Origin of the sequence: Nonomuraea sp. NPDC005650, from assembly GCF_040605375.1 — a bacterium.
Taxonomy (GTDB): Bacteria; Actinomycetota; Actinomycetes; order Streptosporangiales; family Streptosporangiaceae; genus Nonomuraea.
This window is the reverse complement of the sequence record NZ_JBEXCR010000016.1, coordinates 196,641-223,020: the sequence shown is the minus strand read 5'-3', so window position 1 is coordinate 223,020 and position 26,380 is coordinate 196,641. Positions and strand designations below refer to the sequence as shown.

Sequence of the window (26,380 nt, the reverse complement as noted above, 5' to 3'; positions counted from 1 at the left end):
CCGGTCACCCGGCGGCGAGCCAGGCGTCCACCTCCGCGCGGAGCCGCGCCTTGACGGGCTCCGGGGCGAAGGACGCGTCGATCGAGGCCCTGGCCAGGTCCGCCAGGTCCTCGTCCGCGTACCCGAACACCTCCCGCAGCCGGGCGTACTCGTCGGCCAGGGCCGTCTCCCCGTCGGTGTTGATCGTGACCGCCAGCCCCGCCTCGCGCAGGCGGGGCAGCGGGTGCTCGGGCAGGGAGGGGACGAGGCCGAGCAGGACGTTGGAGGTGGGGCAGACCTCCAGCGGGATCCCGCGCTCGCGCACCTCGGCCACCAGCTCGGCGTCGTCCAGCACCCGGATGCCGTGCCCGATGCGCTCGGCGTGCCCCAGGTGGAGCGCCTCGCGGATGCTGGCGGCCCCGGCGGCCTCGCCCGCGTGGTGCACCAGGTGCAGCCCCGCGTCCCTGGCCGCGTCGAACACCTCCGCGAACGGCGCCAGCGGGTGGCTCTCGTCGCCGGCCAGCCCCAGGCCGATCACCCGGTCGTAGCGGCCGGCCAGCTTGAACGTGCGCCACAGCCGCTCCACCGGCCGCCGCCTGGAGTGGTCGAGCAGCACGTTGTAGTCGATCCCGTGGCGGGCGGAGCCCTCGGCCATCCCGTCGAGCACCGCCTCCAGCGGCATCTCCGGCTCCCCCACCCGCTCGCCGTGGGCGGCGGCGGTGAAGGTCACCTCGACGTAGCGGGTGCCCTGGGCGGCCTCGTCCTCGCAGAACTCCACCGCGATCCGCCGGAAGTGCTCGGGGGTGCGCAGCAGCTCCCGCACCCGCGCCCGCTCGTCGCCGAACTCCCTGAAGCTCGTGAACAGCTCGCTGCGCTCGGGCGTCCCTCCCAGCTCGCGCACGGTCTCCGGCCGGACGGTGCTTTCCAGGTGAACATGCAGGTGGGCCTTGGGCAGAGCCCGTACGTCTCTCACGTCCCACACATTATGGGAGGGTCCAGGGCAGACGCAGCCGGATATTCCCCGGGGCGGTCAGCCCTTGGTGATGCGGATCTTCGACTGCTTGTGCGGCCCGCGCTCCCAGTCGTCCATGAACGTCGCCCGCAGCCCGTACCTGGCGGCCAGCGCCACGAGCGTCTCGGTGCGGTAGTAGAAGTCCTCCCGCAGCACCTGGTGCTCCTTGCCCTCGGTCCGGTCGAAGGTGAAGTCGAACCGGGCGGCCGGCTTCATGACCCGCCCCACGTGGGCGAAGCACTCCTCGATGACGTGCAGCGGCGAGTGCGAGAACACGCTGTGCGCGTGGACGACGTCGAAGTGCTCGCCGGGCAGGAAGGCGAGGCGCAGGTCGCGGACGGGTGTCAGGTGGGGCAGCTTGTGGGTGAGCCCGTGCTCGACGAGCGTGTCCTGGGCCGCCATGAGGATGTCGGGCGAGATGTCGATGCCGTAGTAGTTTCCGGTGTGCAGGTAGTCGATGAACAGCCGCCCGGCGCGCAGGTTGCCGCACCCGATCTCCAGCATCCGGCAGTCCGGCTTGAGCCCGTGCTCCACCAGGTAGTCGAACTGCATGCGCCCCAAGGCCAGCCACCGTCTGTGCGTGTGCGAGCCGACCGCGCCCTCGGGATCCCGCGCGGTGTCGGACTTCATGACGGCCCGGTAGTAGGCGACGTGGTCACGCGTACGCAGCCGCAGCCAGGTGTCGCGGGCCAGCCGCCGCAGGTGGGGCGCGATCCGGTCCGGGTTCTTGGCCGCGTACGTGAGTTGGTGGACGAGGCTCGATCGGGAGCGTTTCACCCCTGGGAATCTAGGACACCCCTCCCTGCCCCTACAGGCCCGTGGCGACAGTCTTGGGTGTCCGTTTGCGCAGCCTTTCAGTCAGGGTCAGCTCAGGTAGTCGCGCAGCGCCAGGGACCGGGACGGGTGGCGGAGCTTGGACATCGTCTTGGCCTCGATCTGCCGGATGCGCTCACGGGTGACGCCGTAGATGCGGCCGATCTCGTCGAGGGTCATCGGCTTGCCGTCGTTGAGCCCGTAACGCATGCTGATCACGCCCGCCTCGCGCTCGGAGAGCTGGTCGAGCAGGGCGTGCAGCTGCTGCTGGAGCAGGGTGAACGAGACGGCGTCGGCCGGGGAGACGGCCTCGGTGTCCTCGATGAGGTCGCCGAACTCGCTGTCGCCCTCCTCGCCCAGCGGGGTGCTCAGGGAGATCGGCTCGCGGCCGTAGCCCTGGACCTCGATGACGCGGTCGACCTCGAGCTCGCACTCCTTGGCCAGCTCCTCGGGCGTGGGCTCGCGGCCGAGGTCGGTCTGCAGGCGGCGCTCCATCCGCGCGACCTTGTTGATCAGCTCAACCATGTGCACGGGGATGCGGATCGTCCGGGCCTGGTCGGCCATGGCCCGGGTGATGGCCTGCTTGATCCACCACGTGGCGTACGTGGAGAACTTGTAGCCCAGCCGGTAGTCGAACTTCTCGATCGTCCGGATCAGGCCCAGGTTGCCCTCCTGGATCAGGTCGAGGAAGAGCATGCCGCGGCCGGTGTAGCGCTTGGCGATGGAGACGACCAGCCGCAGGTTGGCCTCCAGCATGCGGCGCCTGGCGCGCTCGCCGTCCTCGGCGATCCACTCCAGGTCGGCGCGTAGATCGGCGGGCATGCACGGCTCGGTGTCGAGGCGCTCCTGGGCGAACAGCCCGGCCTCGATCCGCTTGGCCAGGTCGATCTCCTGCTCCGCGGTGAGCAGCGGCACGCGGCCGATCTCCTTCAGATAAGCCTTGACCGAGTCGGCGCCGACGGCCGCGCCACCGCCGGCGACGTTGTCGTCGAGTTCGAGAACCTCTGCTGCTTCGGACAAAACACACTCCTCGCTCGCTTTGGACACACGACGCTTTTAACGTGGGGACCTACGACGTGGGGGCTGGAACCATCGGCACCTCGGCTCTGAGGAACGGCGAAAACGGGAGACCTGGGCAGGTCGCCACTATCCAAACTACCCAACCGGGCCCGGTAAGTGGCTCCAGCGGACCGCCTTCGGCGAGCGTGTCAGCGGGTCAGGGACTCCACGTAGGCCGCGGCCTCCGTCAGCAGGCCGCGCCAGGCCTCCTCGTCGGGAGTCCGCAGCGCCACCCACTCCCGCATCCGCCGGGCGGCCATGATCATCTCGTCGGCCGTCCCCTCGCTCACCAGCTCGGCCGCCCGCGTGGCCGGGAGCTTGACCACGACCCGCTGCTCCTTGGAGAAGAACGCGAACACCTTGCCGTTGACCTTGAGCCCCTCGGAGTGGAACATGCGCCCCAGGCTCACCTCCGGGCGGACGAGCTGCTCGGTGACCAGATCGTCGTAGAGCTCCCGGGCGGTTGACATGCGATGCTCCCTTCCTCGACGCCGGCGCGCCGTTCTCAAGGTTCCACATGCCACCGACAGTTCCGCCGGCGAGGAAGGCGGGGCGCCACCGGCCGCTCCACGGACAGCGAACGAGCGTGAAGACTAATGCGGCAAGTTCGCTTCCGCGTTCAGCAGCTCGTCGAGGGCGGCGCGCAGATCCCCGGCCAGCTCCCAGGCGTCCGGCACCATCTCCCGGTCGGTGACGACCCCGATGTCGAGGGAGCCGTCGTAGGAGAAGGCGGTGATGTTCACGCCGCCGCTCACGTCCGTGATCACCGAGACCGGGTAGTGGGTGAGCAGCCGCGCCCCGCACACGTACAGGGGGAACTGCGGCCCCGGCACGTTCGAGACGGCCACGTTGATCGGCGGCGCGGTCTGCCCGACGAGGCCGAACGCCGAGCGCGAGGCCAGCCCCATGAGCGCGGCCGGCATCGACTCGCTGAACTCGCGCAGCCAGCGGGCGGGCGACAGCGAGAACCGGTCCTTGATCCGCTGCATCGCGTGCCGCACGTGGTGCAGCCGGGCGACGGGATCCTCGACGTGCACGGCCAGCGGGGCCGTCATGATCGCCACCTGGTTGCCGGGGCCCTCGACCCCGGCGGCGCGCAGCGAGAACGGCACCCCGGCCACCAGCGGCTGGTGCGGGACGCCGCCGTGCGCGGCCAGCCACGTGCGCAGCGCGCCCGCGCACACCGCCATGACGACGTCGTTGACGGTGACCCCGAACGCCTTGCGCACCCGCTTGATCTCCTCCAGCGGCAGCGACACGAACGCGAAGCGACGGTGGCCCGACACGGGGCCGCTGAACGGCGTCCTCGGCGCGGGCAGCGCCGGCAGCTCGGGGGCCTGCCCGGTCCCGGCCAGCCGCCGGGCGAGCGAGGAGACGGTCTGGCTGCCCGGGATCCAGGACACAACGGGGATCTCGTCCAGGTGCGGGATGGCCCTGGCGGCGAACCGCAGGGCGAGCGCGGGGTTGCCGGCCAGCCGGGCCAGCCCGCGGGCCACCATCTCCGCAGCCCCGGGAGCCGGGGCGTCCCGCGAGGGCTCCTCGGCGGGCGGCGGCGCCGGCGTCGGGCTGATGTCCAGGAGAGCCGCCAGGACGTCGGCGCCCCCGATCCCGTCCACGGCGGCGTGATGGATCTTGGTGTAGAGGCCCATGCGCCCGCCGGACAGCCCGTGGATCAGGTAGATCTCCCACAGCGGCCGGCTCCGGTCCAGCCGCCGGGCGTGCAGCCGCGAGACCTGGTCGGCGAGCTGCCGGTCGTCGCCCGGCGGCGGCAGGCCGATCTCGCGTACGTGGTAGTCGAGGTCGAGATCGTCCTCCTGCACCCAGTACGGGTGGTCCAGCCCGAACGGCACGGGGGCCAGCTTGCGCCGCAGCGCGGGCACGTACGGGAACCGCTGTTCCAGCAGGGCCTGGAGGTCTGCGCGGTTGAGGTCGCCGTCGAGGATGGCCAGTCCGGCGATGTTGGCGATGTTGGTCGCGGTCTCGAAATGGAGGAACTGCGCGTCCAGGGCGGTCAACTGGGCCATTGGTGACACCTCCGCCCCGAACCAATCAGACTCCGCCGGTCACTTCAAGGGACGCGGCGGCGTCGGGCTCGGCGAAGGCCAGCAGCCGCAGCCCCTCCTCCTCCAGCGCGTCGAGCGAGGTCGAGGTGAACGGGCTGATGAGCAGCGTGGCCTTCTTCGCGGTGCGCTTGATCTGCCACGTCCCGGCGGCGAAGCCGTCCACCAGGTAGACCGCCTTGACCCGCAGGTTCTTGGTGGCGACCCGGCCCCTGAACTCGTCGGCCAGCACGCGGGTGCGGTCGGCGTGGCCCAGGACCAGCGTGTCGAAGTCGGGCAGGAACCGCACGGGCGCGGGCACGTCACCGCCGGGCCTGGGCGCGCCGGGCAGGTCGTAGAGCTCCCTGCCGGTGAAGTCCGTGAGCCTTTCCAGCTCCATGCCGGACATGACGCGTTTGAGGCCGCCCAGCCCGGACCAGGTCTGCACGTCGGCGGGGGTCGCCGGGCCGAACGCGGCGAGGTACCGCTCGATCAGCGTCTCCACGCCGGCGGCCGCCGGCGCGATGCCGGGCAGCGCGAACGCGGACTCGCGCGGGAAGCTCCACCGGTCCTCGGTCGGCACCATGATCAGCGGGGTGAGCATGCGCACGGCGTATCCGAGCGCCCGGTCGTACGCGCCGGGGAACTCCTCCTGCAGCCTGGGCCGCAGCTCGTTGAAGGTCATGGGCCCCTCGGCCAGCAGCCGGTCGGCGGCGGCCGCGACCGCGTCGAAGTCGATGCCGTCGAAGCGGCGCGCGGCGGCGGCCAGCACGGGCCGCACCACCGGGCGGAACGCGGCGAAGTCCGCGGCGGTCACCAGGTGCAGCGTGGCCCGCCACATGGTGGCCCGCACCAGCGTGCGGGCGTGCAGCGCCGCGTGCAGGTCGTCGCGCGCGAACCCCGCCAGCCGGGACCACACCCCCAGGTACGGCGGCCGCGGCTCCTGCGCCTGCAGCCCCGCCAGCCGGTGCACCACGTCGGTCACGTCACCCTGGTGCCGGTCGAGAAGGTGCTGGCGGGCCAGGGTGGCCCGGTTGAGGTCTCTGAGGGTGAGCATCTACATATCATGCCTTTTCCCATTGAATCGGTACGTTCCTCCTATCCCGCGCTGGACGACGGCTACGCCTACCTCGACGGCGCGGCCGGCACCCAGACCCCGCAGCCGGTGATCGACGCCATCTCCGCCGCCTACCGGACCGGGATCGGCAACGTCGGCGGCGCCTTCCCCGCCAGCGACCGCTCCGGCGCCATCGTGGCGGCCTGCCGCGCGGCCGTGGCCGACCTGGTCGGCGGCCACCCGGACGGCGTGCTGCTCGGCCCGAACATGACCACGATGACCTACCGGCTGGCCAGGGCCGTCGCTGGGCCGGGCGACGAGGTCGTGGTCTCCAGACTGGACCACGACTCGAACGTCCGGCCCTGGACCCAGACCGGCGCCACCGTACGCTGGGCCGAGGTGGACCCGGTCACCGGGGAGCTGCCGGTGGAGCAGTACGCGGACCTGATCGGCCCGCGCACCAGGCTGGTCGCGGTGACGGCGGCCAGCAACGTCCTCGGCACCCGCCCCGACGTGGCCGCCATCGCCGAGCTGGCGCACCGGGCGGGCGCGCTCATGTACGTGGACGGCGTGCACGCCACCCCGCACGGCCCGGTGGACATGCGCGCCCTGGGCGCCGACTTCTACGCCACGAGCGCGTACAAGTGGTCGGGCCCGCACATCGGCGCGGTCGTGGCCGACCCGGCGCTGCTGGAGACGCTGCGGCCCGACAAGCTGGCCCCCTCCCCCGACACGGTGCCGGAGCGGTTCGAGACGGGGACGGCGGCGTTCGCCGACCTGGCCGGGGTGACGGCGGCCGTGGACCATCTGGCCGCCATGGTTCCGGGCATGGTCCCGGGCACGGGCACCCGCCGCGAGCGCCTGCTGGCCTCGATGGCCGCGGCGGAGCAGCACGAGCTGGCGCTGTTCGCGGTGCTGATCGAGGGGCTGGAGACGATGGCGCACGTCACGGTGTACGGCAAACCGGCCAGGCGTACCGCCACCGCCTACTTCAACGTGGCCGGGCACACCCCACGCCAGGTGGCCGAGCACCTGGCCGGGCTCGGCGTGAACGTCTGGAACGGCCACAACTACGCCTGGGAGCTGGCCGGCGCGCTCGGCATCCGCGACTCGGGCGGGGCCGTACGCGCGGGCCTGGTCCACTACAACGACCGCTCCGACGTGGACCGGCTGCTCGACGGGGTGGCCCGCCTGGGCTGAAAAGGGGTGGACCCCACCCCGCGGGCGCGGGTGGGGTCCAGCTCGGTGGCCGAGATCGCTAGCAGCTGTGGTAGCCCGAGTTGTAGCCGTCGGTGAAGCCCCGCTGGTAGGCGCCGCCACCGGAGTACTTCAGGCTGTAGGGCTCCTTCTTGACGCAGGCGCTGCGGCCGTCGGTGTAACCGGCCGAGCGGCCCATGTTGTACTGCTGCTTCTTGGCCTTCCTCTTCTCGGGTGGCTTGCTCGCGACGTGGGTGCTCGTCTGCGCGCTCGTCACGGAGGTCTCCGCGAGAGCCTGGGCCGATGGGGACACGAGGGGTCCGAGTGTGACAGCGGTGAGAAGCGCTGGGCCAGCCAGAATCAGGCTCTTCTTGATGCGCATTCCGGTCTCCCTTCTGTCACCACCCAGCGTGGAGGGAGGCGTGTCACCGCGCCGTGATGTCAGCGTGACAGAAGCGTGACCTGGAGCGCTCAGCGGCCCCGCAGTCCGGCGACCAGCTCGTGCAGTCTGGCGGTCGGCTCGATGCCGAGCTCGGCCCGCAGGCTCTCCTCGTAGAGCCGGAAATGACGGATCGCCTCGGCCTGGTTGCCCTCCGCGAGGTGCGCCTCGATGAGCGCGGCGCACGCGCTCTCCCGCAGCGGGTCCGCGTGCGCGGCCACGCTCGCGGCGGCCACGGCCTCGGCGAACCGCCGCTGGCGGACGAAGATCGCCGACAGGGCCTCCAGGGCGTGCAGCCGCAGCTGGTGCCATTCGTCCGCGGCGGCCAGCACCCATTCCTCGTACCAGCCGGGCAGCAGGCCGTTGGCCAGCACCTCGACGGACCGCGCGCCGACCTCGGCCTCCTCGGCCCTGGCGGTGGGGTCGAGGAGGCGCTGCGCCAGCGTCCTGGCCTCGTCGAAGTCCACCCCGGCGTCCGGGGACAGGCCGATCTCGGTCGTCCCGACGTGCAGCAGCGCCCGTCCGACCTCGTCGAGGCGTTTCAGCGCGGAACGCAGGTTGGCCTGCGCGCGCCGCTCCGGCGCGTCGGGCCAGAGCGTCGTCGCCATCACGTTCCTGTGCACCGTCCTGCGGCTGATGGCGATGTACGCGAGCAGCCGCTCGGAGCCGTTGGAGACGGCGAGCTGCTCGTCCCCGGCCAGCAGCCGGAAGCCCCCCAGAAGCGCGAGACGGAAAGGTCGCTCCACCATGCCCCCGGTCCTCTCCTGGTGCGAGATCAGTCCGGGGAGCCGCTGCTTAGATACCCGCTGGCGGGTCCGGGACACCGGAATGAACTGGGAGCTTCCTACGCTTTCAGGGACGAAGTCGCTCAGGAAAGAAGGCGTGTCCATGTCCCCGCAGGCAGACGCGGCCCGGCTCATCGTGCAGGCCCTGGAAGCGGAAGGCGTCGAGTACGTCTTCGGCATCCCCGGCGAGGAGAACATCCACTTCGTCGACGCCCTCCAGGACTCCTCCATCCGCTACGTCCTCGTACGGCACGAGCAGGGCGCGGCGTTCATGGCCGAGATCTACGGCCGGCTGACCGGCCGGGCGGGGGTGGCCTCGGCCACGCTCGGCCCCGGCGCGATCAACCTGCAGCTCGGCGTGGCCGACGCCACCACCAACAGCACTCCCGTGGTGGCGATCACCGCGCAGGTCGGGCTCGACCGCATCTACAAGGAGTCGCACCAGGTGGTGGACCTGGTGTCGCTGTTCAGGCCGATCACCAAGTGGTCGGAGCTCGCGCCGTCGCCGCAGGCGCTGCCCGAGATGATCCGCAAGGCGTTCAAGACCGCCCAGACCGAGCGTCCCGGCGCCGTCTACCTCGCCATCCCCGAGGACGTCGAGTCGGCGCCGGTGCCCGCCGACCTGCGGCCGCTCCCCGTGAACGTGGTGCGCCCGCAGGACCCCTCCGCCGCGCAGATCGCCCGCGCGGCCGACGTGCTGGCCACCGCGCGCCGGCCGATCGTGCTGGCCGGGCACGGGGCCACGCGCGCCGGGGCCTCCCATGCGCTGATCCGCTTCTCGGAGCGGCTCGGGCTGCCGGTGGCGACCACGTTCAACGGCAAGGGCGTCTTCCCCGACGACCACCGGCACGCGCTGGGGGCCGTGGGGTTCATGCGGCACGACTACGTGAACTTCGGGTTCGACGAGGCGGACGTGCTGATCAGCGTGGGGTACGAGCTGCAGGAGTTCGACCCGGCCAAGATCAACCCGCAGCGCGACAAGAAGATCATTCACATTCATCGGTTCCCCGCCGAGGTGGACGACCACTACCCGGTGGAGGTCGGCGTCCAGGGGGACATCTCGCGGTCGCTGCACGCGCTCGCGGACGCCGTGCACCGGCGCTTCGAGATCAACGGCACCGGCGAGAAGATCCGCCGCCTGGTGCGGGAGGAGCTGGAGCAGGGGCGTTCCGAGGACGGGTTCCCGCTGTCCCCGCGCCGGATCGTGGCCGACGTCCGCGCGGCGATGGGGCGCGAGGACATCGTGCTGGCGGACACGGGGGCGGTGAAGATGTGGATGGCCCGCATGTATCCGACGTACGAGCCGAACACGATGCTGGTCTCCAACGGGCTGTCGTCCATGGGGTTCTCGGTGCCGGGGGCGCTGGCCGCCAAGCTGGCCTTCCCCCACCGCCGGGTGCTGGCGGCGACGGGTGACGGGGCGTTCCTGATGAACTCGCAGGAGCTGGAGACCGCCGTGCGGGAGCGGGTCCCGTTCGTGGTGCTGGTGTGGGAGGACGGCGCGTACGGGCTGATCGAGTGGAAGATGGACCTGGAGCTGGGGCGCGACTCCAACGTCGCGTTCGGCAACCCCGACTTCGTGAAGTACGCGGAGAGCTTCGGGGCGCGCGGCTACCGGATCAACGCCGCGGACGAGCTGCTGCCGACGCTGCGCAAGGCGCTGGCCGACGACGTGGTGTCGGTGATCGCGGTGCCGGTCGACTACTCGGCGAACCTGGGGCTGACCGACAAGCTCGGCGAGCTCACCGGGCCCTTCTGAGCGGGTTCACAGGCTCGGCAGGATGATGCCGCCGCGCTTCTGAGCGGGTTCACAGGCTCAGCAGGATGATGCCGCCGCCGAGCGCGAAGTCGAGGACCATGCAGAACTCCGCCATCGACCGCGCCACGACCTGCTTGGCCCGCCAGACGAGCACGTCCTGCACGGCGTGGCCGATCAGCGCCGCCGCGACCAGGAAGGCACCGGCCTGGGGCGACAGGGTCAGCGCCAGCAACGCCGCCCCGCCGAAGACCAGCATGGCCGGGACCTGCGCCGCCATCAGCAACGGCTCGCGTAAGAGCCCGCCCGCCAGCCCGAGGACGACGAGGGTCAGCGCGCCGCCGACCAGGGCGGGCCAGGGATCGATCTCGAGCCGGTCCAGCACCACCCACGCCGCGGTGCTGACGATGAACAGGGCCCAGACCGTGCCCGGCTTGCGGAGCACCGCCGTACCGAGGTAGATGAGCGCTGCCAGGAACACGACGAACGCCAGGCTGCGGCCGCCCTCGGAGTCGAAGAGGCTGAGGGCGGCGAAGCCCAGCCCCAGCAGGGTGGGCCAGCGCTGGGCGACGGCCGGCAGTTGAGCGGCTTGTTTCATGGGCCGAGTGTCGCCGGTGGACCGGCCCGCGGCACAGGGTTCGCGCGCTCGACGTCCGGAATCCTGGTGATCTGGTCTCCATCCATGGAGGTCCGGCCTCGCGGACCACCGAGGACAGGCGGTGGCGGCCGTAAGATCGGCGGGGTGAGCCTGCCCGCCGTCCCCGATGAGCTGACGCTGCCGGTCGAGCCGGCGCGCGACCCGTACCACGTCTACCTCGACTCGCTCACCAGCCCCGAGTCGCGCCGCACGATGCGCGGCTGCCTCGACCGGCTGGCCCGCCTGCTCACCGGTGACGAGCGCGCCACGGGCGCGGGCCAGCCGTGGCATCTGCTGCGGTACGAGCACACCGTGCGCATCCGCACGATGCTCACCGACCAGGGCTGGTCGGCGGCCTACGTCAACAAGCACCTGGTCGCGCTGCGCCGGGTGCTCAAGGAGGCGTGGCGGCTGGGCCAGACCAGCGCGGAGGACTTCGCCCGCGCCTCCGACCTGGCTCCGGTACGGCAGAGCCGCCTGCCCACCGGGCACCACGTCCCGCCCGAGGTCGTCGGGGCGGCCCTGTCGGCCTGCGACGACTCGCCCGCCGGGGTGCGCGACGCGGCGCTGATCGCCGTCCTCTACTCCACCGGCTGCCGGCGCGCCGAGATCGGCGGCCTCTCGCTGGCCGACTACGACCCGGGCGCCCGGTCGCTGCGGGTGCGCGGCAAGCGCGACAAGGAGCGGCTCGTGTACCTCACCACCGACGCCATCGGGCTGGTGGAGCGATGGCTGGCGATTCGCGGGGCCACTCCGGGGGCGCTGTTCAGCCCGATCAGCAAGGCGGGCCGGCTGCGCGAGCGCGACGGGCGGCCGGTGGGGCTGACGGGGCAGGGCATCGCCGACATCCTCACCCGGCGGCTGGGTGAGGCGGGCGCGTCCCGGCGTACGGCGCACGACTTCCGGCGCACGTTCATCGGCGAGCTGCTGGACGCGGGCGTCGACCTGGCCACGGCCCAGGCGCTGGTCGGCCATGCCTCTCCCGCCACGACGGCCCGCTACGACCGCCGCCCGGAGAAGACCCGCCGCGACGCCGTCGACCGCCTCCGCCTCCCCGCTCCCCGCCCCCTCGCCTGACCCTCACCTCGGCCTGGCCCCTCGAAGGGGGCGCGCTGCCCTCGGAGGCCCTTCCTGCCGCACGACCGAGCGGAAAGACGCGAGCCGCCCAGCACCGGACGTACGGTCGAGCGGGGGACGTGCGGGTGGCCCCCGGCGGCGGGTGCGCGGCCGGGGGTGCGGTGCCCGGGAACGGGCCGGAAAGGCGTCAGCCCGCCAGCGGAGGGACGACGCCCGTGTGGTGGAGGCGGTCGCGGGCGGCGGCGATGGCCTCGTCGGTGGTGGCGAACACCTGCCCCGCCTCGTCCAGCCGCGCGAGCACCCCCAGCGCCTCCAGCGGCTGGTGGTGGCCGTCCGGGATGCCCGAGACGTACACCATGATGCCCCGCCCCTCCAGCCGCTCGATCGCGTCGCCCAGGACCAGCGCGCCGCTGGCGTCGATGGTGGTGACGCGGGACATGCGCAGCACCACCACGGACACGTCCGTCACCTCCGACAGCTCCACCAGGAAGTGGTGGGCGGCGGCGAAGAACAGCGGCCCGGCCAGGCGGTAGGTGACGATGTGCTCGGCGAGCAGCGCGTGCTCGTCCTCCGTGTGATGGGGCTGCAGGTCGTGGCGGAGCGGCTCGGCGTCGAGGCTGGCGTTGCGCGCCATGGCGCGCAGGGCCAGCGCGCCCGCCACCACCAGGCCCAGGATGACGGCCACCACCGTGTTGAGCATCAGGGTGGCGACGGCCGTCAGCACCAGGACCACGGCGTCGGCCCGGGTGGATCTGAACATGGCCTTGACGGCGTCGGTGTCGACCATGCGCACCGACGTGGCCAGCAGGACCCCGGCCAGCGCGGCCAGCGGGATCTGGGCGACGAGCCCGGCCGCGGAGTAGACGATCGCGGCCAGGATGCCCGCGTGGGCCAGCGCCGCCAGCCGGGACTGGGCGCCGGAGCGCACGTTGACGGCGGTGCGGACGATGGCGCCCGTGCCGGGCATGCCGCCGAACAGCGGGGTGACGAGGTTGGCCACGCCCTGCCCGAACAGCTCCCTGTCGGGGTCGTGGCGCCGTCCGGCGGTCATGCTGTCGGCGACGTTGGCCGACAGCAGCGACTCCAGCGCGGCCAGGGCGGCCACCGCGATGGCCGGGGCGATCAGGGACGGCAGCGCGCCCAGGTCCAGGAACCCCAGTGACGGCGCGGGCAGCCCGGCGGGCAGGTCGCCGATCCTGGCCAGGGGCAGCTCGGCCTGCTCTGCGGCGATGGTGGCGAGGGCCACGGCGGGCAGCGCGAACGGCAGGGTCGGCCGCACGCGTGCGGCCACCAGCACCGCCGCCGCCACGGCGATGGCGACGAACGTGGCCCACCAGTGCGGGTGCGCGAGGAAGTCGAGGACGGCGTGCCCGGCGACGATCATGACCTTGTGGCTGTTTTCTGGCGGGACGCCGAGCGCCTGGGGCACCTGTTGCAGGCCGATCACGCAGGCGATGCCGACGGTGAACCCCGCCACGACCGGGGCGGGGACGACGGCCATGTAGCGCCCGAAGCCGGTCAGCCCCAGCGCGACCAGCAGCAGCCCGGCCAGCACGCCGACGGTGAGCACGCCGCCGGGGCCGTGGGCGTCGACGATCGGCATGAGCATCACCGTCATGGCGCCGCTCGTGCCCGAGACCTGCAGGTCGGAGCCGCCGAGCAGGGCCGCCAGCGCCCCCGCGACGACGGCCGTGGCCAGCCCGGACGCGGCGCCGAGCCCCGAGGAGACGCCGAATCCGAGGGCCAGCGGCAGCGCGACGACCGCCACCGTGAGACCGGCGAGCAGGTCCTGGCGGGGGCGGCGGCACATGGCGGCCAGCGACTCGCGTTCCGGCAGCACGGCGCGCAGCCGCCCCCAGGCCAGGGTCAGCCCGCCGGTCACGAGCTGTTACCTGTCGGTCCGGAAATGTAACCGTCTTGGTGCGCGAAAGGTCCTCTCACCATCACTCCCAACGAGTAAAGAGTGCCCCGCAATGCACCAATTGCATATTTTTGCAATTGGTCAAGAGGCTGTCACGGTATCAAGTACACCGCTTGCCACCTGCCTAAACGGGCTGTTCGCGAGGCGTGAACACAGGCAGCAGCGAGAACGCGCGCCCGGCCGCCCGGATCGCCTCCCGCTCGACCTCCGCCATCGGCCGGCCTTCGGCGAGCAGCTCCCAGTTGCGCCGGGCGAGCACCCGCTGCACGGCCAGCACCTGCCCCGCGACCAGCTCCGCGGTCAGGTCGTCGGCGAGCTCGGCGAGCGCCTCGGCCAGGGCCCGCTCGTCCTGCGACATGTACTGGAGCACCCGCGCCGCCAGGCTCGGCGTGGAGAACACCATCCGGTGGTACGCGACCACTCCCGGATGGTCGTTGAGCCCGGTGACCGGGTCACGCCGGGCGAGCCCGTCGAGGAAGTGGCGGCGCAGCGCGTCCAGCGGCAGCTCCCCCGACTCCCTCCCCCGTACGACGCGGGCGGCCTCGCCCTGATGGTCGGCGATCCGGTGCAGCACCAGGTCTTCCTTGGTCGGGAAGTACTTGAACAGCGTCGGCTTCGACACCCCCGCCGCCGCCGCGACCTCCGTCACGGGCACCTCGTCGAAGCCGCGCTCCAGGAAGAGCGAGATGGCCGCCGTCGAGATGGCGTCGTGGACCCGCCGGCGCTGGAGCTCTCGTAGTCCCGTCATGACCGCAGCCTACCAAAGTGTTAACCTGGTTAATCTCTTAACCGAGTTAACACTTCTGGGGAGGCGCGATGGGCACGCTCGATGACGAGAGGCAGTACGTCGAACGCTGCAAGGCCGGACTGCGCAGGATGCTCGACGGCGCGCGCCACAACGTGATCGTCGGCGAGACCGTGGCCGGCGACCGCTACAGCGCCGAGCGGCTGGGCCGCCACCTCAAGAGCCTGGCCAAGGAGCTGAGCGAGGAGCCCGAGGGCCCGCCGTTCTTCGGCCGGCTGGACTTCGGGCGGGGCTCGGCCGAGCACCCCGGGCGCGCGTACCACATCGGCCGGCGGCACATCACCGGCGAGCACGGCGGCCCGCCCGTGGTGATCGACTGGCGCGCGCCGGTCTCGCGGGCCTTCTACCGGGCCAGCGCCCGTGACCCCCAGGGCGTCGCGGTACGCCGCCGCTTCGGGTGGTCGGGCCTGACCCTGACGGGCTTCGAGGACGAACGGCTCGAACAGGGTGAGGAAGGCGGGTCCCGCATCCTGGCCGCCGAGATCGAGCGCCCCCGCATCGGCCCCATGCGCGACATCGTCGCCACCATCCAGCCCGAGCAGGACGACCTCGTACGGGCCGAGCTGGACGCCTCGATCTGCGTCCAGGGCGCGCCGGGCACCGGCAAGACGGCGGTCGGCCTGCACCGGGCCGCGTACCTGCTGTACGCCCACCGGCAGCGCCTCGAACGCTCCGGCGTGCTCGTCCTGGGCCCGAACCGGGCCTTCCTCGGCTACATCTCGGCCGTGCTGCCCGCGCTCGGCGAGATGGACGTCGAGCAGACCACCCTGGAACGCCTGCTGGCCCGCGTCCCCGTCACCGCCGCCGACAGCGAGGCCGCCGCGGTGGTCAAGCACGACGTGCGGATGGCCGAGGTGCTGCGCGCGGCGCTGTACGGGCGGATCGCGAAGCCGGTCGAGCCGGTGACAGTGGCGGACGACTCGTACCGGTGGCGGGTGCCCGAGGACGAGCTGCGCCGCATCGTGGACGACACGCGCCGCGAGTCCCTGCCGTACGGGGTGGGCCGCGAACGGGTGCGGGCCAGGATCGTCGCCGCGATCCAGCGCCGGGCCGAGGCGCGCGGGCAGACGGGCGGCGCGGCGTGGACCCGCAAGATCGCCCGCGCCGTCACCCCGTCCCTGGACGCCGTCTGGCCCGCCGTCAAGCCCGAGGAGGTCCTGTACGAGGTCCTGCGCGGCCCGGCGCAGGGCACGCGGCACGCCTCGCTGACGGAGGCCGAACGGGCGGCGATCACCTGGGCCAAGCCGCCCCGCAGCGTCAAGAGCGCCAAATGGACGGCGGCCGACCTCGTGCTGCTCGACGAGATCGCCGCCCTCATCGAGCGCCCGCGCGGCTACGGCCACGTCATCGTGGACGAGGCCCAGGACCTGTCTCCCATGGAGTGCAGGGCCGTGGCCAGGCGCAGCGAGCACGGCTCGCTCACCGTGCTCGGCGACCTGGCCCAGGGCACCACCCCGTGGGCGGCGGCCTCCTGGCCGGAGCGCATGGCGCTGCTGGGCAAGCCGGACGGCCAGGTCATCGCCCTGACCACCGGCTTCAGGGTCCCGGCGGCCGTGGTGGACCTGGCCAACACGCTGCTGGCGGCGCTCGGCGCGCAGGTGCCCGCGACCCGCTCGTACCGCTCCGACGGCCGCCTGCGCGTCAGCCGCGTGACCGGGCTGGAGAAGGGGGTGGTGGCGGCGGTGCGCGAGGCGATGGGGTTCGAGGGGTCGATCGGGGTGATCGCGGCGGACGCCGACGTCGAGGTGCTGACGTCCGCGCTGTGGGACGAGGGCCTCGACGTGAACGGGCGCCTCACCGTGCTGCCCGCCTCGCTGGTCAAGGGGCTGGAGTACGACCACGTGGTCCTGGCCGAGCCCGCCGCCATCGCCGAAGCCGAACGGCGGGGCCTGAACCGCCTGTACGTCGCACTCACCCGGGCCGTGTCCCGGCTGGACGTCGTGCACGCCAGGCCCCTGCCGCCCCAGCTTTCCCATCCCGCCGAAGCGGCCTGAAATCGCTATATGTCCTGGTTCGTTCGGCTCGACAGGACCGGCGACTTCGGTGTGTGATGTTGTTCACGTCTCGAGAGGAGCCCGCAAGTGACCTCTTCGCAGGACCCGCCCCAGGGCGACGATCCCAACCCCCAGTGGTCTCAGCCGCCGCCGTATCCTCCGCCTCCGTACAAGCAGCCGCCGAGCAACCAGGTCCTGTCGATCATCGGGTTCGTCTGCGCGGTGGTGGCCGTGCTGTTCATCCCGATCCTGTTCGGCCTGGCCGGCATCGTGCTGGGCATCGTCGGCCACACCCGGGGCGAGCCGCTGGGCAAGTGGGCCGCCGTCGCGGGGGGCGTCGGGATGATCATCGGCATCGTCCTCGGCGTGATCCTCGTGAGCAACATGTCCTGACCCGAGCCGCCCCGGGCGTCGCCGGCCGTGACCCCTCCCGGGGCGGCGCCGCCCGCTCAGCGCGCGGCCTGGATGGCGGGGAAGGGCTGCCCCGCCGACAGCCGTTCGACGAGGGCCCTTACGCCCTCCTTCCCCCCGTTCCTCCCCGCCCACCGGCTCACCCGGCAGGCGGCCTTGGCGTACAGCCGGGGATCCGCGGAGGCCGCGCGCAGCCAGTCGTCGAGCGTGGCGGGGAGGGGCCCGGGGGCGTCGAGGAGGCAGCGGTCGCCGGTCGGCGCGAGGTATCGGGGGTCGTCGCTGACCAGGACGGCGAGGCCCTCGTCGAACCACTGCGGAACCTCGGCGCCGTCGAGCCGGGCGTGCAGCTCCACGTGGGTCAGCTCGTGCGAGGCGATCACGGGATCGACGCCGCGCGGGGAGAGCATGACCGACCGGTTGAGCACGGCGATGCCGCGTTCCCCGCCGCCGCCGATCCGGCGGTAGCAGTCGTCCGACAGGCACACGAGGACGTCCGGAGAGCTTCTCCGCCCTCCGAAGAAGTCGCGCACCCGCCCGTTGGCCTGCTCGACGACCTCGCTCACGTGCCGGCGCCGGTCCGGCGCCTGGCCGGGTTCGGCGTACAGGCCGGGCCGGAGCCGCTCCAGGCCGTAGCAGCCGGGGCAGGTGGTGGCCGCGACGGACGGGAAGACGATCGCCGTCAGCGCCACGGCGGCGGCGAGGAGGACCGCGGTGACGGCGCCCGCGATCCACCGGCCGCAGCGCCTTCCCTCCCACCGGATCAGGGGCATGTGGTCCCCCGGGGCGGCAGCCGGCGCTCGGTGACGTATTCGCTGACGTGGTCGATGACGCAGGGGTTGGCCATCGCGCCGAAGAGGTTGTGGCCTGGGCCGTCGTGTTCGATCGTGCGGCTGCCGGGGATCTGCTCGACCACCCGGCGGGTGGAGTCGTAGTCCTGCCAGGTGCCGGCGCCCAGCATCGGCGGCAGCGTGCGGGGCATCGGCGTGGGCGGGTTGGCCACCGGGGCCGGCCAGCCGGCGCAGGTGAGCGGCAGATGCCAGGCGAGGGGGAAGGCCGCGCCGGTGTTCGGGGCGATCGCGCGCAGCCGCTTGACCGTGCGGGCCACGTCCTTCTGGCCGGCCGGGCGCGGGAAGTCCAGGCATTCCTTGACCCCGCCGCCGGGCAGCCCCGGGTACGGCTGCCGGCTCGACAGCGCGAAGCCGGACGCGTCGCCCCGCTCGGCCGCCGCGAGCGCCGCCAGGACCTCGGCCCAGCGCGCGGGGCCGGGCCGGAGCTTGAGGAAGGCGAGCGAGCGCAACTGCGTGCCGTCGAAGCGGGCGTCGGCCTGCGGGGCGGGGATCGGCTCGCGGTCGGCCTCGGCGATCAGCGCCCGCCAGCGCTTCTCCGTCCCGGCGGGCGCCCAGGCGAAGAAGCGGTCCATGAAGCGGTCGTTCTGGCGGGCCAAGGTGTCGAGTTCCCGTTCCCAGTCGCGCAGGCTGTGGTTGCCGGTGCCGTCGACGTACATCGTACGCACGCGGCTCGGGAACAGCCGGGCGTAGGACTGCGCGATCGTTCCGCCGTACGACAGGCCCATGAAGTTCATCTTGTCCTCGCCGAGCGCCGCGCGGATGGCGTCGGCGTCGCGGGCGTCGGCGGCCGAGTCCATGTGGTCGAACAGCTCCGGGTCGGTGCTGCGGCATTTGTCGCCCCTGGCCTTGTTCGCCGCGGCGAGCCGGTCGAACCCGGCCTGGTCGGCGGGGAACGCCGGGGTGCGCACGAAGCCCCAGTCGCACTGGAGCACCGCGCCGCTGAGCCCCGGATAGCCGCGCGGGTCCCAGGTCACGACGTCCATCGACTTACGGATCTTGTCGAAGATCTGGGTGCGTGCGCCCAGCGAGGCGATCTGGTACCCCTGCGGGCCGCCGAAGTTGACCAGCACGGACCCCTTCCTGGGCCCGGTGGCGGGCAGGCGGGCGACCTTCAGGGTGATCTTCCTGTCGCTCTTGGGCGACAGGGCGACGGGCAGGTCCGCGCACTGGAGTTCGGGCGCGTTCGCGACGGGGCAGGCGCTCCACCCGAGGGACGGCTGCGGCGCGTGCACCGGCCCCGCGAGCACGGCCAGCGCCAGGAATGTCTTGAGCATGCGCAGAACGCTAGGAGCCTACGGAGGGCGGGGTCTGCCCGCGAAAGTCATCGATGGGTGTTCACCAAAGTTGACTATGAGTGCCACGTGGCGCCATGAGTAAGGTGAGGCGCATGTCCAGGTATGCGCTCATCGCCGCGGTCGTGGTCGCGGACACGGCGCTGCTGTGGCTGGACGGCACGCGGGGGTGGACGCTCGCCGCGTACGCCGTGGCGGTGGCGCTCGCCATGGCGGCGATGAACCGCCTGCCGTTCGCGGCCTTCTTCGCGGCGCTGGCGCTGGCGGTGCTCACCGGCGCGTCGCTGGCCCTGCTGGCCTGCACCGGCTTCCAGGCCGGGCACCGCATCTCCGCGCGCAGAGACGTGGTGGTGACGGCAGGAGCGCTCAGCGCGTACGTGTGCGTGCTCCTGCTGGCCGTGCAGCGATCCCCCGGCGCCGAGGAGCCGTGGATCAGCCTGGCCCGCGTCGTCGTGCTGACCGCGCTGCCGCTGCTCGCCGGCCGGTACGTGGCCCAGCAGCGCGAGCACCTGCGCCGGGAGCGGGCTCTCATCGCCGAGCAGGAACGGCTGCGCGAGCGGCTGCGCATCGCGCACGACATGCACGACTCCCTCGGCCACCTGCTCAGCCTGGTGTCCGTGCAGGCCGCCGCGCTGGAGGTGGGCGCCTTGCCCCCCGAACAGCGGCGGGCGGTGAGCGGCCTGGCGGGCACCGCCCGCGCCGCCGCGGCCGAGCTGCACGAGGTGGTCAACGCGCTGCGCGGCCATGACGCCCCCGGCCTGGCGGAGATCGACGACCTCGTCGCCCGGTCGCGGGCGGCGGGCGCCCCGGTGACGATCGGGACGTCCGGCGAGGCCGTCCCGCTCGCCGACCCGAGGGCGTCCCACGCCGCCTACCGGGTCGTCCAGGAGGGGCTGACCAACGCGGTCAAGCACGCGTCCGGCGCGCCGATCACCGTGTCGCTCGACTGGCAGCCCGACGCCCTCCTGATCTCGGTGGCCAACCCGATGCCCCGCCGTCCGCCCTCCCCCGAAGGGAGCGGCGGCAACGGCCTGCGCGGGCTGACCGAGCGCGTCGCCGCGGCGGGCGGCCTGCTGCGCGTCCACCCGGGACCGCGGGTGTTCCGGGTCGTCGCGATGCTCCCCCTGGTGCCGGTCCTCGCGGGGGCCGCCTCGTGATCAGGACGTTGATCGCCGACGACGAGCCGCTCATCACCGCGGGCATCCGCACGGTCCTGGAGTCGGCCGGGGACATCGAGGTGGTGGCCACCGCGGGCGACGGGCGCGAGGCGGTGCTGGCCGCCCGCCGCCACCAGGTCGACGTCGCGCTCCTGGACATCGCGATGCCGGTGATGGACGGCCTGGCCGCCGCCGCCGAGCTGACCGGGACGCCCGTGGTCCTGCTCACCGCCTTCGGCGACGAGGACAACGTACGGCGGGCGGTGCGGCGGGGCGTGTCCGGGTTCGTCCTGAAGACGTGCACCCCCGACGAGCTGATCCGCGCGGTCCACGCCGCGCACGCCGGGCACGCGTACCTGTCTCCGGCGGTGACACGACAGGTGCTCGACATGGCGATGCCGGGCGACGACGAGCGCGGACGCGACGCCGCCCGCCGGCTGGCCGCCCTCACCGCGCGCGAGGCCGACGTCCTCGCCCTGGTGGCGCAGGGCCTGTCCAACGCCCAGGTGGCCCGGCGCGTCCACATGACCGAGGCCAGCGTCAAGACCTACGTCAGCCGCATCCTCGCCAAGCTGAACTGCACGAACCGGGTGCAGGCGGCGCTGCTCCTGCGCGACGCGCCGTTCCCCGACTGATCACAAGGTGTGAGACCGCGCCGGGCATTGCGCGGCGCATACTCGCGGACGTATGCTCGCGTACGAGTATTCGTAAGCGAGGAGACGATCGGGATGACGAAACGGCGCAGGGTCGCGAACCTGCTGGCTCTCGCCGTGCTGACGGTGGCCGGGCAGCGGCCGATGCACCCGTACGAGATGGCCTCGGTGCTACGGGCGCGCGGCAAGGACCAGGACATGCCGATCAAGTGGGGATCCCTCTACACCGTCGTCCGCAACCTGGAGAAGCACGGCCTGATCGAGGCGGTGGAGAGCGGCAGGCAGGGCGCCCGCCCCGAGCGGACCGTCTACCGCGTCACCGAGGCCGGCCGGGAGGAGGCCGACGACTGGACGCGCGAGCTGCTGTCCACACCCGTGCGGGAGCCGTCGGCGTTCGAGGCGGGGCTGTCGGTGCTGGCCGGGCTCGGCCCCGACGAGGTGCTGCCGCTGCTGCGGCAGCGGCTGGAGCTCCTGGAGCAGCAGCTCCAGGACGCGCGCCAGGCGCTGGAGCGGGACCGGGAGGAGGTGCCCAGGCTGTTCCTCGTCGAGTCCGAGTACGCGCTGGCGATGCGGGAGGCGGAGGCCGGCTGGGTGCGCGCGCTGCTGGCGGAGCTGACCTCCGGCACGTTCCCCGGCCTGGACGGCTGGCGGGCCTTCCACCGGACCGGCGCGCTGCCGCCCGAGGTGGCGGACATCGCGGAAAGGGGCGGCGCGGCGGACTGACCCCCGGCGACCAGGCCGGGCGCAAGACCGGCGGCGGTGCGGGAACACCGCCGCCGGGAGATCTTCGTCCCGAAATGCCCGCGAAGCGGGACCCCGGACACGAGATGGCACTCGCAACAATAGCCGGGCTCCCTTCGCGGACCGAACCATGGGGAGCCATCATGACCACGACCACTCTCGACGCCGTGACGTCGAAGGACGGCACCACGATCAGCTACCGCCGGCTCGGCCACGGCCCCGGGCTGGTGCTCCTGCACGGAGTCATGCAGAGCGGCCACAGCAACATCGAGCTGGCCCAGGCGCTCGCCGGCGGGTTCACGTGCTACGTGCCCGACCGCCGGGGGCGGGGGCGCAGCGGCCCGTACGGCCCCGGCTACTGCCTCGACCGCGAGGTCGAGGACCTCGACGCGCTGCTCACCGCGACCGGGGCGGAGCACGTGGTCGGCGTGAGCTCGGGCGCCATCGTCACGCTGCGCACCCTGCTCGTGCGGCCCGGCCCGCGCAAGGCCGTCGTCTTCGAGCCGCCGCTCGACCTCGGCGACTTCTACCCGGCCGGCTGGCTGGCCCGCTTCGACCGGGAGCTCGCGGCCGGCCGCGTCCCGGCGGCCCTGGTCACCGGGATGCGGGCGGCGCGGCTGGGGCCGCCGATCTTCAACGTCCTGCCGCGGGCGCTCCTGGAGCTGCTCACGGCCATGATGCTGAAAAGTCAGGACAAGGCCGCGGTCGACGGGGAGCCGACGTTCCGGGAGCTGGCCCCGACGCTGCACTACGACGGGCACGTGGTCGCGGAGACGGCCGGCGACCTGGACGTCTACCGGTCGATCGGGACGGAGGTGCTGCTGCTCGGCGGCACCCGGAGCCCCGCCCACCTGAAGTCCGTGCTCACCGGGCTGGAGCGCGTCCTGCCCCATACCCGGCGCGTGGACCTGCGGGGCCTCGACCACAGCGCCACCTGCAACGCCGACCAGCGCGGGCGCCCCGAGGTGGTCGCGGCCGAGATCCGCCGCTTCCTGTCCTGACAGGGCCCTCAGGTGGTGGCCAGGGCGACCGTGGGCGACAGGCGGGCGGCCCGCATGGCGGGGTAGAGCCCGGCGAGGGTCCCGATCAGGAGGGTCGCCCCGACCGCCCCGCCCAGCGACCACGGCGGGACCACCGCCGGCCAGTCCCGCGACAGGGCGTAAGCCGTGGTCGCCAGGGCGCCCAGGATCGAGCCCACCACCCCGCCCAGGGCGGACAGCAGCAGCGACTCCGCCAGGAACTGCACGCGCACCTGGCCGCGGGTGGCTCCGAGCGAGCGGCGCAGGCCGATCTCCTTGCGCCGCTCCAGCACCGAGATGACCATGGTGTTGGCCACCCCGACCCCGCCCACGAGCAGGGCCACCGCGCCGAGCCCGAGCAGCAGGTTGGTGAAGGCGCCCGCGGCGGCGGCCTTGGCGGCCAGGGCGTCCGACGGCCTGCTGACGGTGACCTCCTCCGGGTTCTCGGGGTTGACGGTGCGGGGCAGCACCTGCCGCACCGACTCCACCGCCTCGTCGGAGGAGCGCTCGTAGATGGTGGTGGGGTAACCGTCGAAGTCCAGCAGCTCCCGCGCCGCGGGGAAGCCGACCAGGGCCGAACGTTCGATCTCCGGCGCCAGCGGCATCGGCCCGAGGATCCCGATGACCGTGAACCAGCGGCCGCCCATCCACACCTGGACGCCGGTCCTGGCCAGCCCGAGCCGCCGGGCCGCCTGCGCGCCGAGCACGACCGCCGGCTGGCGGGCGGTGGCGTCGTTGAGCCAGGTGCCCTTGGCCACCGAGCCCTCCAGGGTGGTCAGGAGGGTCGTGCTGGCGGCCTGGACGGCGATGCCTCCGGTGATGGATTCGGGGATGTGGTTGTTGCGGCGTACGGTGGCCTCCACGCCGCCGGTGGCCGCGGCCGTCCGGACCGGGCGGATGCGCTGCACCATGGCCAGCGCGCCGGTCGGCAGCTTGGCCTCCTCCCCGAACATGGTCCGGCCCGGGGCCACCGTGAGGAGGTTGGTGCCGAGCTTGTCGAGCTGGCGCAGGAGCTGCTCGCGGGAGGACGACGAGATCCCGATCACGGCGATCATCGTCGCGATGCCGATGGCGATGCCGAGGGCCGAGAGGATCACCCTCGTGGGCCGGGCGCGCAGCCCGGCGGCGCCCACACGGAGCACGTCCCCGGGGCTGAGCCGGCCGGGCGCGAGCCTGGTCCCGGCCCGGTGGTGGTGGTCGGTCAACGCCCGGCTCCTCTCAAGAGCTGCACGGGGCTCAGGTGGTCGTGTTCGTGGCCGTCGACGACGAGGCCGTCGCGCAGGCGTACCCGGCGGGGGCACCAGCCGGCGATCTCGGCGTCGTGGGTGATGATGGCGACGGTGGTGCCGGCCTCGTGCAGGTCGGCCAGGACGGCCAGCACGTCGGCGCCCGCGTGGGAGTCCAGGTTGCCCGTCGGTTCGTCGGCCAGGAGCAGCGGCGGGTCGCCCGCCACGGCCCTGGCGACGGCCACCCGCTGCTGCTCGCCGCCGGACAGCTCCGACGGCCGGTGCCGGAGCCGGTGGCCGAGCCCGACCCGTTCCAGGGCGGCGGCGGCGCGTTCGCGGCGGACGCGGCGGCCCGTGCCGGTGTAGAGGAGGCCGTCGGCCACGTTGTCGAGCGCGCTGACGCCGGGCGACAGGTGGAACTGCTGGAAGACGAACCCCAGGGTGCGCGAGCGCAGCGCGGACAGCTCCCGGTCCGACAGCGCGGCGACGTCGTGGCCCGCGACCCGCACCGTGCCGCCGGTGGGACGGTCGAGGGTGCCGATCATGTGGAGCATGGTCGACTTGCCCGATCCCGACGGGCCGACGATGGCCAGCAGGTCGCCCGGGGCGATGGTCAGGTCGACGCCGCGCAGGGCGTGCACGTCTCCGGCGTACGTCTTGGTCACCCCGCGCAGCTCGACGACGGGATGGTCCTGCCCGCTCACTGGACCGCTCACTGGACTGGCACCCCGACCTTCATGCCCTCGGCCAGCCCCTCGCCCTTGATCTCGACCAGGCCGCCGCCGAACGCCCCGGTCTCGACCGCCACGATCCGGCTGGCCGCGCCCTGCACCACCTCGACCCCGAACCCGCCCTCGCGCAGCGCCAGCAGCGCCTCGACCGGCACCGCCAGCACGTTCGCGTGCCGCGCGCTGGCCATCTCCACCTCGACCGGCGCCTGGTCCAGCTTCGTCCGCGGCGGCTTGGCGAGGGTGATGTCCACGTCGATGGTGGTGGTCGTGTCCTGTTGCGACCCCGAGGACTCCGCGACCGTGCCGACCGAGGTGATCCGGCCGCCGGCCCGCTCGCCGCCGGGGAGCGTCACGGTGACCTTGGCGCCCTTGCGGGCCAGCGACTGGTCGCCGGTGTCCAGGTCCACGTGCACCAGGCGGCGGACGCCGCTGACGGTCAGCGCCTGCTGCCCCGGCGCGGTCCTGGCGCCGACCTCGGCCTTGGCGTCGGTCACGCGTACGGCGGCGGGCTGGAACACGACCTGGGCCGCGTCCACCCGCCCGCTCTCCGTCAGCCCTCTGTCGTCCTGCCAGTCCTTCACCGCCTGCTCGGTGGCGTAGCTGAAGTGGTCGTCCACGGTGAGACGGTCGCCGTACCCGAGCGCCTTGAGGTTGCGCTCCAGCTGCCCGACGTCCGGCCCGTCGGACACCCCGCGCCCCAGGGTCCGGTACAGCGGCAGCCGCCCGTACATGAGCACCAGCGGCCTGCGGTCCACCCTGAGCAGCGGCCGGCCGCGGCGGACCACCGTGCCCTGGGCGGCCACCCACGTCACGGTGCCGGAGGCGCCCGAGGCGATCCGGCGCTCCCCCGCGTAGGTGAGGGCGCCGTCCACGGTCTTGGTCTCCACCAGGTCCTGACGGGTGATGTCCGAGGTGGCGGGGACCGGCGCCTTCGCGGGCGTGACGGCGCCGGTGACGCCGTCGTTCATGACGGCGACCGCCGTCCACGTGGCGGCGACGGCCAGGACGGTGCCGCCGCCCAGCAGGAACCCCTTCCTCACGGCGCTCCCCCGGCGGTCTGCTTGTCCTTGCCGCCGCCGGGCGCGTACTGCTCGCAGGCCTTGTGGGCGGCCTCGATCTTCTGCTGCGAGCCGTTCCTGACCTCGAAGCGCAGGCCCTCGCCGGGCTTGGGGTCGGGCATGTCGACGCCCTGCTTGCGCATGCACTGCGCGAACTTGACCATCTGGTCGTACTCCTGCGGGCTGGGCGTGCGGTTGCGGACGACGGCGTCCATGATGGGCTGGCAGGCCTTGTGAGCCTTGTCCACCTTGTCGCGGCTCATGCCCCGGGGGATCTCCACCTTCATCTGGCCGTTCTGCGGGTCGGGCATGTCGATGCCGTGCTCGCGCATGCACTGCGCGAACTTCAGCTGGGCCTCGTCCGGGTCCATCGACGCCGACGGGGAGGCCGCGGGCCCGGCCGACGAGGTACCGCCTCCGGCGCTGGCCACGCCGTCGTCCTTGGGCGCCGCGCCCCCGCACGCGGCCAGCGCCAGCGTGAGGGGGACGGCCACCAGCAACAGCCGTACGTTCATGACATTCGCTCCTCCATGCCCGGGTCCTTCGCCCGGCGCGCGGCCTCACTCCAGCCCATGGGGTGCTAGAACCGGATAAGGCCGATCAGTGCTCATATCCGCGCGCTTATCCGGCGCTAACACGTGATCCGTCACGCTCGGGTGCCAGAGGAAAGGGGC

General features: G+C 72.9%; 26 protein-coding genes. 9 read left to right on the top strand and 17 right to left on the bottom strand.

Annotated features, from left to right (window positions below):
• Positions 1 to 4: 4 nt before the first annotated feature.
• The 6 genes from add to ABZS69_RS27920 all read right to left on the bottom strand — a co-directional run bounded on the left by add (position 5) and on the right by ABZS69_RS27920 (position 5,959).
• On the bottom strand, positions 5 to 952 hold the full coding sequence (gene add / locus ABZS69_RS27945) for an adenosine deaminase (protein ID WP_355377717.1): 948 nt from the start codon (positions 950 to 952) through the stop codon (positions 5 to 7).
• Positions 953 to 1,009: 57 nt separating this feature from the next.
• Positions 1,010 to 1,768, bottom strand: a complete 759-nt coding sequence (locus ABZS69_RS27940; RefSeq protein ID WP_355377716.1) for a class I SAM-dependent methyltransferase — start codon at positions 1,766 to 1,768, stop codon at positions 1,010 to 1,012.
• Positions 1,769 to 1,855: 87 nt separating this feature from the next.
• A complete protein-coding gene (locus ABZS69_RS27935) occupies positions 1,856 to 2,851 on the bottom strand; it encodes an RNA polymerase sigma factor (RefSeq protein WP_355377714.1) in 996 nt (331 codons plus the stop codon).
• Between the two features lie 161 nt (positions 2,852 to 3,012).
• Positions 3,013 to 3,333 carry a hypothetical protein gene (locus ABZS69_RS27930; RefSeq protein ID WP_355377712.1) on the bottom strand — a complete coding sequence of 107 codons (321 nt, stop codon included), beginning with the start codon at positions 3,331 to 3,333 and terminating at the stop codon, positions 3,013 to 3,015.
• Positions 3,334 to 3,456: 123 nt separating this feature from the next.
• Positions 3,457 to 4,887, bottom strand: coding sequence for a wax ester/triacylglycerol synthase family O-acyltransferase (locus ABZS69_RS27925; protein WP_355377710.1), 1,431 nt, complete (start codon positions 4,885 to 4,887; stop codon positions 3,457 to 3,459).
• A 25-nt stretch (positions 4,888 to 4,912) separates the two neighbouring features.
• On the bottom strand, positions 4,913 to 5,959 hold the full coding sequence (locus ABZS69_RS27920) for a winged helix DNA-binding domain-containing protein (protein ID WP_355377708.1): 1,047 nt from the start codon (positions 5,957 to 5,959) through the stop codon (positions 4,913 to 4,915).
• Between the two features lie 9 nt (positions 5,960 to 5,968).
• Between ABZS69_RS27920 and ABZS69_RS27915 the strand changes: the two genes are divergently transcribed.
• Complete coding sequence (locus ABZS69_RS27915) at positions 5,969 to 7,159, top strand: cysteine desulfurase-like protein (protein WP_355377706.1); 1,191 nt, start codon at positions 5,969 to 5,971, stop codon at positions 7,157 to 7,159.
• A gap of 58 nt (positions 7,160 to 7,217) precedes the next feature.
• Here ABZS69_RS27915 and ABZS69_RS27910 read toward each other — a convergent pair whose 3' ends face one another.
• The gene (locus ABZS69_RS27910; protein ID WP_355377704.1) at positions 7,218 to 7,433 is read right to left on the bottom strand and encodes a hypothetical protein; all 216 of its coding nucleotides are present in this window, start codon (positions 7,431 to 7,433) and stop codon (positions 7,218 to 7,220) included.
• Positions 7,434 to 7,627: 194 nt separating this feature from the next.
• Positions 7,628 to 8,344, bottom strand: a complete 717-nt coding sequence (locus ABZS69_RS27905) for a BTAD domain-containing putative transcriptional regulator (protein ID WP_355377702.1) — start codon at positions 8,342 to 8,344, stop codon at positions 7,628 to 7,630.
• Between the two features lie 139 nt (positions 8,345 to 8,483).
• Here ABZS69_RS27905 and ABZS69_RS27900 point away from each other — a divergent pair, with 139 nt between their 5' ends.
• Positions 8,484 to 10,139, top strand: coding sequence for an acetolactate synthase large subunit (locus tag ABZS69_RS27900; RefSeq protein WP_355377701.1), 1,656 nt, complete (start codon positions 8,484 to 8,486; stop codon positions 10,137 to 10,139).
• Between the two features lie 49 nt (positions 10,140 to 10,188).
• Here the strand turns inward: ABZS69_RS27900 and ABZS69_RS27895 are convergent, their stop codons facing one another.
• Positions 10,189 to 10,734, bottom strand: coding sequence for a hypothetical protein (locus tag ABZS69_RS27895; protein ID WP_355377699.1), 546 nt, complete (start codon positions 10,732 to 10,734; stop codon positions 10,189 to 10,191).
• Positions 10,735 to 10,878: 144 nt separating this feature from the next.
• Between ABZS69_RS27895 and ABZS69_RS27890 the strand changes: the two genes are divergently transcribed.
• Complete coding sequence (locus ABZS69_RS27890; protein WP_355377697.1) at positions 10,879 to 11,850, top strand: tyrosine-type recombinase/integrase; 972 nt, start codon at positions 10,879 to 10,881, stop codon at positions 11,848 to 11,850.
• 187 nt (positions 11,851 to 12,037) lie between these two features.
• Here the strand turns inward: ABZS69_RS27890 and ABZS69_RS27885 are convergent, their stop codons facing one another.
• A complete protein-coding gene (locus tag ABZS69_RS27885; protein WP_355377800.1) occupies positions 12,038 to 13,660 on the bottom strand; it encodes a SulP family inorganic anion transporter in 1,623 nt (540 codons plus the stop codon).
• A 235-nt stretch (positions 13,661 to 13,895) separates the two neighbouring features.
• Positions 13,896 to 14,519: a TetR family transcriptional regulator gene (locus tag ABZS69_RS27880; protein WP_355377695.1), complete on the bottom strand. Its 624-nt coding sequence runs from the start codon at positions 14,517 to 14,519 to the stop codon at positions 13,896 to 13,898.
• Positions 14,520 to 14,587: 68 nt separating this feature from the next.
• Between ABZS69_RS27880 and ABZS69_RS27875 the strand changes: the two genes are divergently transcribed.
• Entirely contained in the window at positions 14,588 to 16,570 is a 1,983-nt protein-coding gene (locus tag ABZS69_RS27875; protein WP_355377693.1) for an ATP-binding domain-containing protein, read from the top strand.
• Positions 16,571 to 16,657: 87 nt separating this feature from the next.
• Positions 16,658 to 16,963, top strand: coding sequence for a hypothetical protein (locus tag ABZS69_RS27870; protein ID WP_355377691.1), 306 nt, complete (start codon positions 16,658 to 16,660; stop codon positions 16,961 to 16,963).
• 56 nt (positions 16,964 to 17,019) lie between these two features.
• Here the strand turns inward: ABZS69_RS27870 and ABZS69_RS27865 are convergent, their stop codons facing one another.
• Both ABZS69_RS27865 and ABZS69_RS27860 read right to left on the bottom strand, forming a co-directional pair.
• Positions 17,020 to 17,751: a hypothetical protein gene (locus ABZS69_RS27865; RefSeq protein ID WP_355377689.1), complete on the bottom strand. Its 732-nt coding sequence runs from the start codon at positions 17,749 to 17,751 to the stop codon at positions 17,020 to 17,022.
• Positions 17,742 to 19,103, bottom strand: coding sequence for an alpha/beta fold hydrolase (locus ABZS69_RS27860; protein WP_355377687.1), 1,362 nt, complete (start codon positions 19,101 to 19,103; stop codon positions 17,742 to 17,744). Before ABZS69_RS27860 ends, ABZS69_RS27865 begins: the two co-directional genes overlap by 10 nt.
• A 113-nt stretch (positions 19,104 to 19,216) precedes the next feature.
• On the opposite strand from ABZS69_RS27860, the gene ABZS69_RS27855 reads away from it, so the two are divergent.
• The 4 genes from ABZS69_RS27855 (at position 19,217) to ABZS69_RS27840 (ending at position 22,673) form a co-directional block, all read left to right on the top strand.
• Positions 19,217 to 20,278 (top strand): histidine kinase, encoded by a 1,062-nt coding sequence (locus ABZS69_RS27855; RefSeq protein WP_355377685.1) that lies wholly within the window; start codon positions 19,217 to 19,219, stop codon positions 20,276 to 20,278.
• Positions 20,275 to 20,913, top strand: a complete 639-nt coding sequence (locus tag ABZS69_RS27850; protein ID WP_355377683.1) for a response regulator transcription factor — start codon at positions 20,275 to 20,277, stop codon at positions 20,911 to 20,913. The genes ABZS69_RS27855 and ABZS69_RS27850 overlap by 4 nt, the downstream gene beginning before the upstream one ends.
• 93 nt (positions 20,914 to 21,006) lie before the next feature.
• Entirely contained in the window at positions 21,007 to 21,654 is a 648-nt protein-coding gene (locus ABZS69_RS27845) for a PadR family transcriptional regulator (protein WP_355377681.1), read from the top strand.
• Between the two features lie 161 nt (positions 21,655 to 21,815).
• Positions 21,816 to 22,673, top strand: a complete 858-nt coding sequence (locus ABZS69_RS27840) for an alpha/beta hydrolase (protein ID WP_355377680.1) — start codon at positions 21,816 to 21,818, stop codon at positions 22,671 to 22,673.
• A gap of 8 nt (positions 22,674 to 22,681) precedes the next feature.
• Here the strand turns inward: ABZS69_RS27840 and ABZS69_RS27835 are convergent, their stop codons facing one another.
• The 4 genes from ABZS69_RS27835 to ABZS69_RS27820 are packed head-to-tail and all read right to left on the bottom strand — an operon-like array spanning position 22,682 to position 26,221.
• Complete coding sequence (locus ABZS69_RS27835) at positions 22,682 to 23,896, bottom strand: ABC transporter permease (protein ID WP_355377678.1); 1,215 nt, start codon at positions 23,894 to 23,896, stop codon at positions 22,682 to 22,684.
• Positions 23,893 to 24,633 (bottom strand): ABC transporter ATP-binding protein, encoded by a 741-nt coding sequence (locus ABZS69_RS27830; protein ID WP_355377677.1) that lies wholly within the window; start codon positions 24,631 to 24,633, stop codon positions 23,893 to 23,895. Before ABZS69_RS27830 ends, ABZS69_RS27835 begins: the two co-directional genes overlap by 4 nt.
• Positions 24,630 to 25,688 carry a peptidoglycan-binding protein gene (locus tag ABZS69_RS27825; protein WP_355377675.1) on the bottom strand — a complete coding sequence of 353 codons (1,059 nt, stop codon included), beginning with the start codon at positions 25,686 to 25,688 and terminating at the stop codon, positions 24,630 to 24,632. The genes ABZS69_RS27830 and ABZS69_RS27825 overlap by 4 nt, the downstream gene beginning before the upstream one ends.
• On the bottom strand, positions 25,685 to 26,221 hold the full coding sequence (locus ABZS69_RS27820; RefSeq protein ID WP_355377673.1) for a hypothetical protein: 537 nt from the start codon (positions 26,219 to 26,221) through the stop codon (positions 25,685 to 25,687). Before ABZS69_RS27820 ends, ABZS69_RS27825 begins: the two co-directional genes overlap by 4 nt.
• Positions 26,222 to 26,380: the final 159 nt, after the last annotated feature.

Bases quoted from the DNA above. Each gene is read 5' to 3' on its own strand.
- ABZS69_RS27930 (WP_355377712.1), bottom strand. From the start codon at position 3,333: ATGTCAACCGCCCGGGAGCTCTACGACGATCTGGTCACCGAGCAGCTC.
- ABZS69_RS27905 (WP_355377702.1), bottom strand. From the start codon at position 8,344: ATGGTGGAGCGACCTTTCCGTCTCGCGCTTCTGGGGGGCTTCCGGCTG.
- ABZS69_RS27865 (WP_355377689.1), bottom strand. From the start codon at position 17,751: ATGCCCCTGATCCGGTGGGAGGGAAGGCGCTGCGGCCGGTGGATCGCG.
- ABZS69_RS27880 (WP_355377695.1), bottom strand. From the start codon at position 14,519: ATGACGGGACTACGAGAGCTCCAGCGCCGGCGGGTCCACGACGCCATC.
- ABZS69_RS27925 (WP_355377710.1), bottom strand. From the start codon at position 4,887: ATGGCCCAGTTGACCGCCCTGGACGCGCAGTTCCTCCATTTCGAGACC.
- ABZS69_RS27885 (WP_355377800.1), bottom strand. From the start codon at position 13,660: ATGTGCCGCCGCCCCCGCCAGGACCTGCTCGCCGGTCTCACGGTGGCG.
- ABZS69_RS27845 (WP_355377681.1), top strand. From the start codon at position 21,007: ATGACGAAACGGCGCAGGGTCGCGAACCTGCTGGCTCTCGCCGTGCTG.
- ABZS69_RS27820 (WP_355377673.1), bottom strand. From the start codon at position 26,221: ATGAACGTACGGCTGTTGCTGGTGGCCGTCCCCCTCACGCTGGCGCTG.
- ABZS69_RS27900 (WP_355377701.1), top strand. From the start codon at position 8,484: ATGTCCCCGCAGGCAGACGCGGCCCGGCTCATCGTGCAGGCCCTGGAA.
- ABZS69_RS27920 (WP_355377708.1), bottom strand. From the start codon at position 5,959: ATGCTCACCCTCAGAGACCTCAACCGGGCCACCCTGGCCCGCCAGCAC.
- ABZS69_RS27895 (WP_355377699.1), bottom strand. From the start codon at position 10,734: ATGAAACAAGCCGCTCAACTGCCGGCCGTCGCCCAGCGCTGGCCCACC.
- ABZS69_RS27875 (WP_355377693.1), top strand. From the start codon at position 14,588: ATGGGCACGCTCGATGACGAGAGGCAGTACGTCGAACGCTGCAAGGCC.
- ABZS69_RS27915 (WP_355377706.1), top strand. From the start codon at position 5,969: ATGCCTTTTCCCATTGAATCGGTACGTTCCTCCTATCCCGCGCTGGAC.
- ABZS69_RS27860 (WP_355377687.1), bottom strand. From the start codon at position 19,103: ATGCTCAAGACATTCCTGGCGCTGGCCGTGCTCGCGGGGCCGGTGCAC.
- ABZS69_RS27855 (WP_355377685.1), top strand. From the start codon at position 19,217: ATGTCCAGGTATGCGCTCATCGCCGCGGTCGTGGTCGCGGACACGGCG.
- ABZS69_RS27840 (WP_355377680.1), top strand. From the start codon at position 21,816: ATGACCACGACCACTCTCGACGCCGTGACGTCGAAGGACGGCACCACG.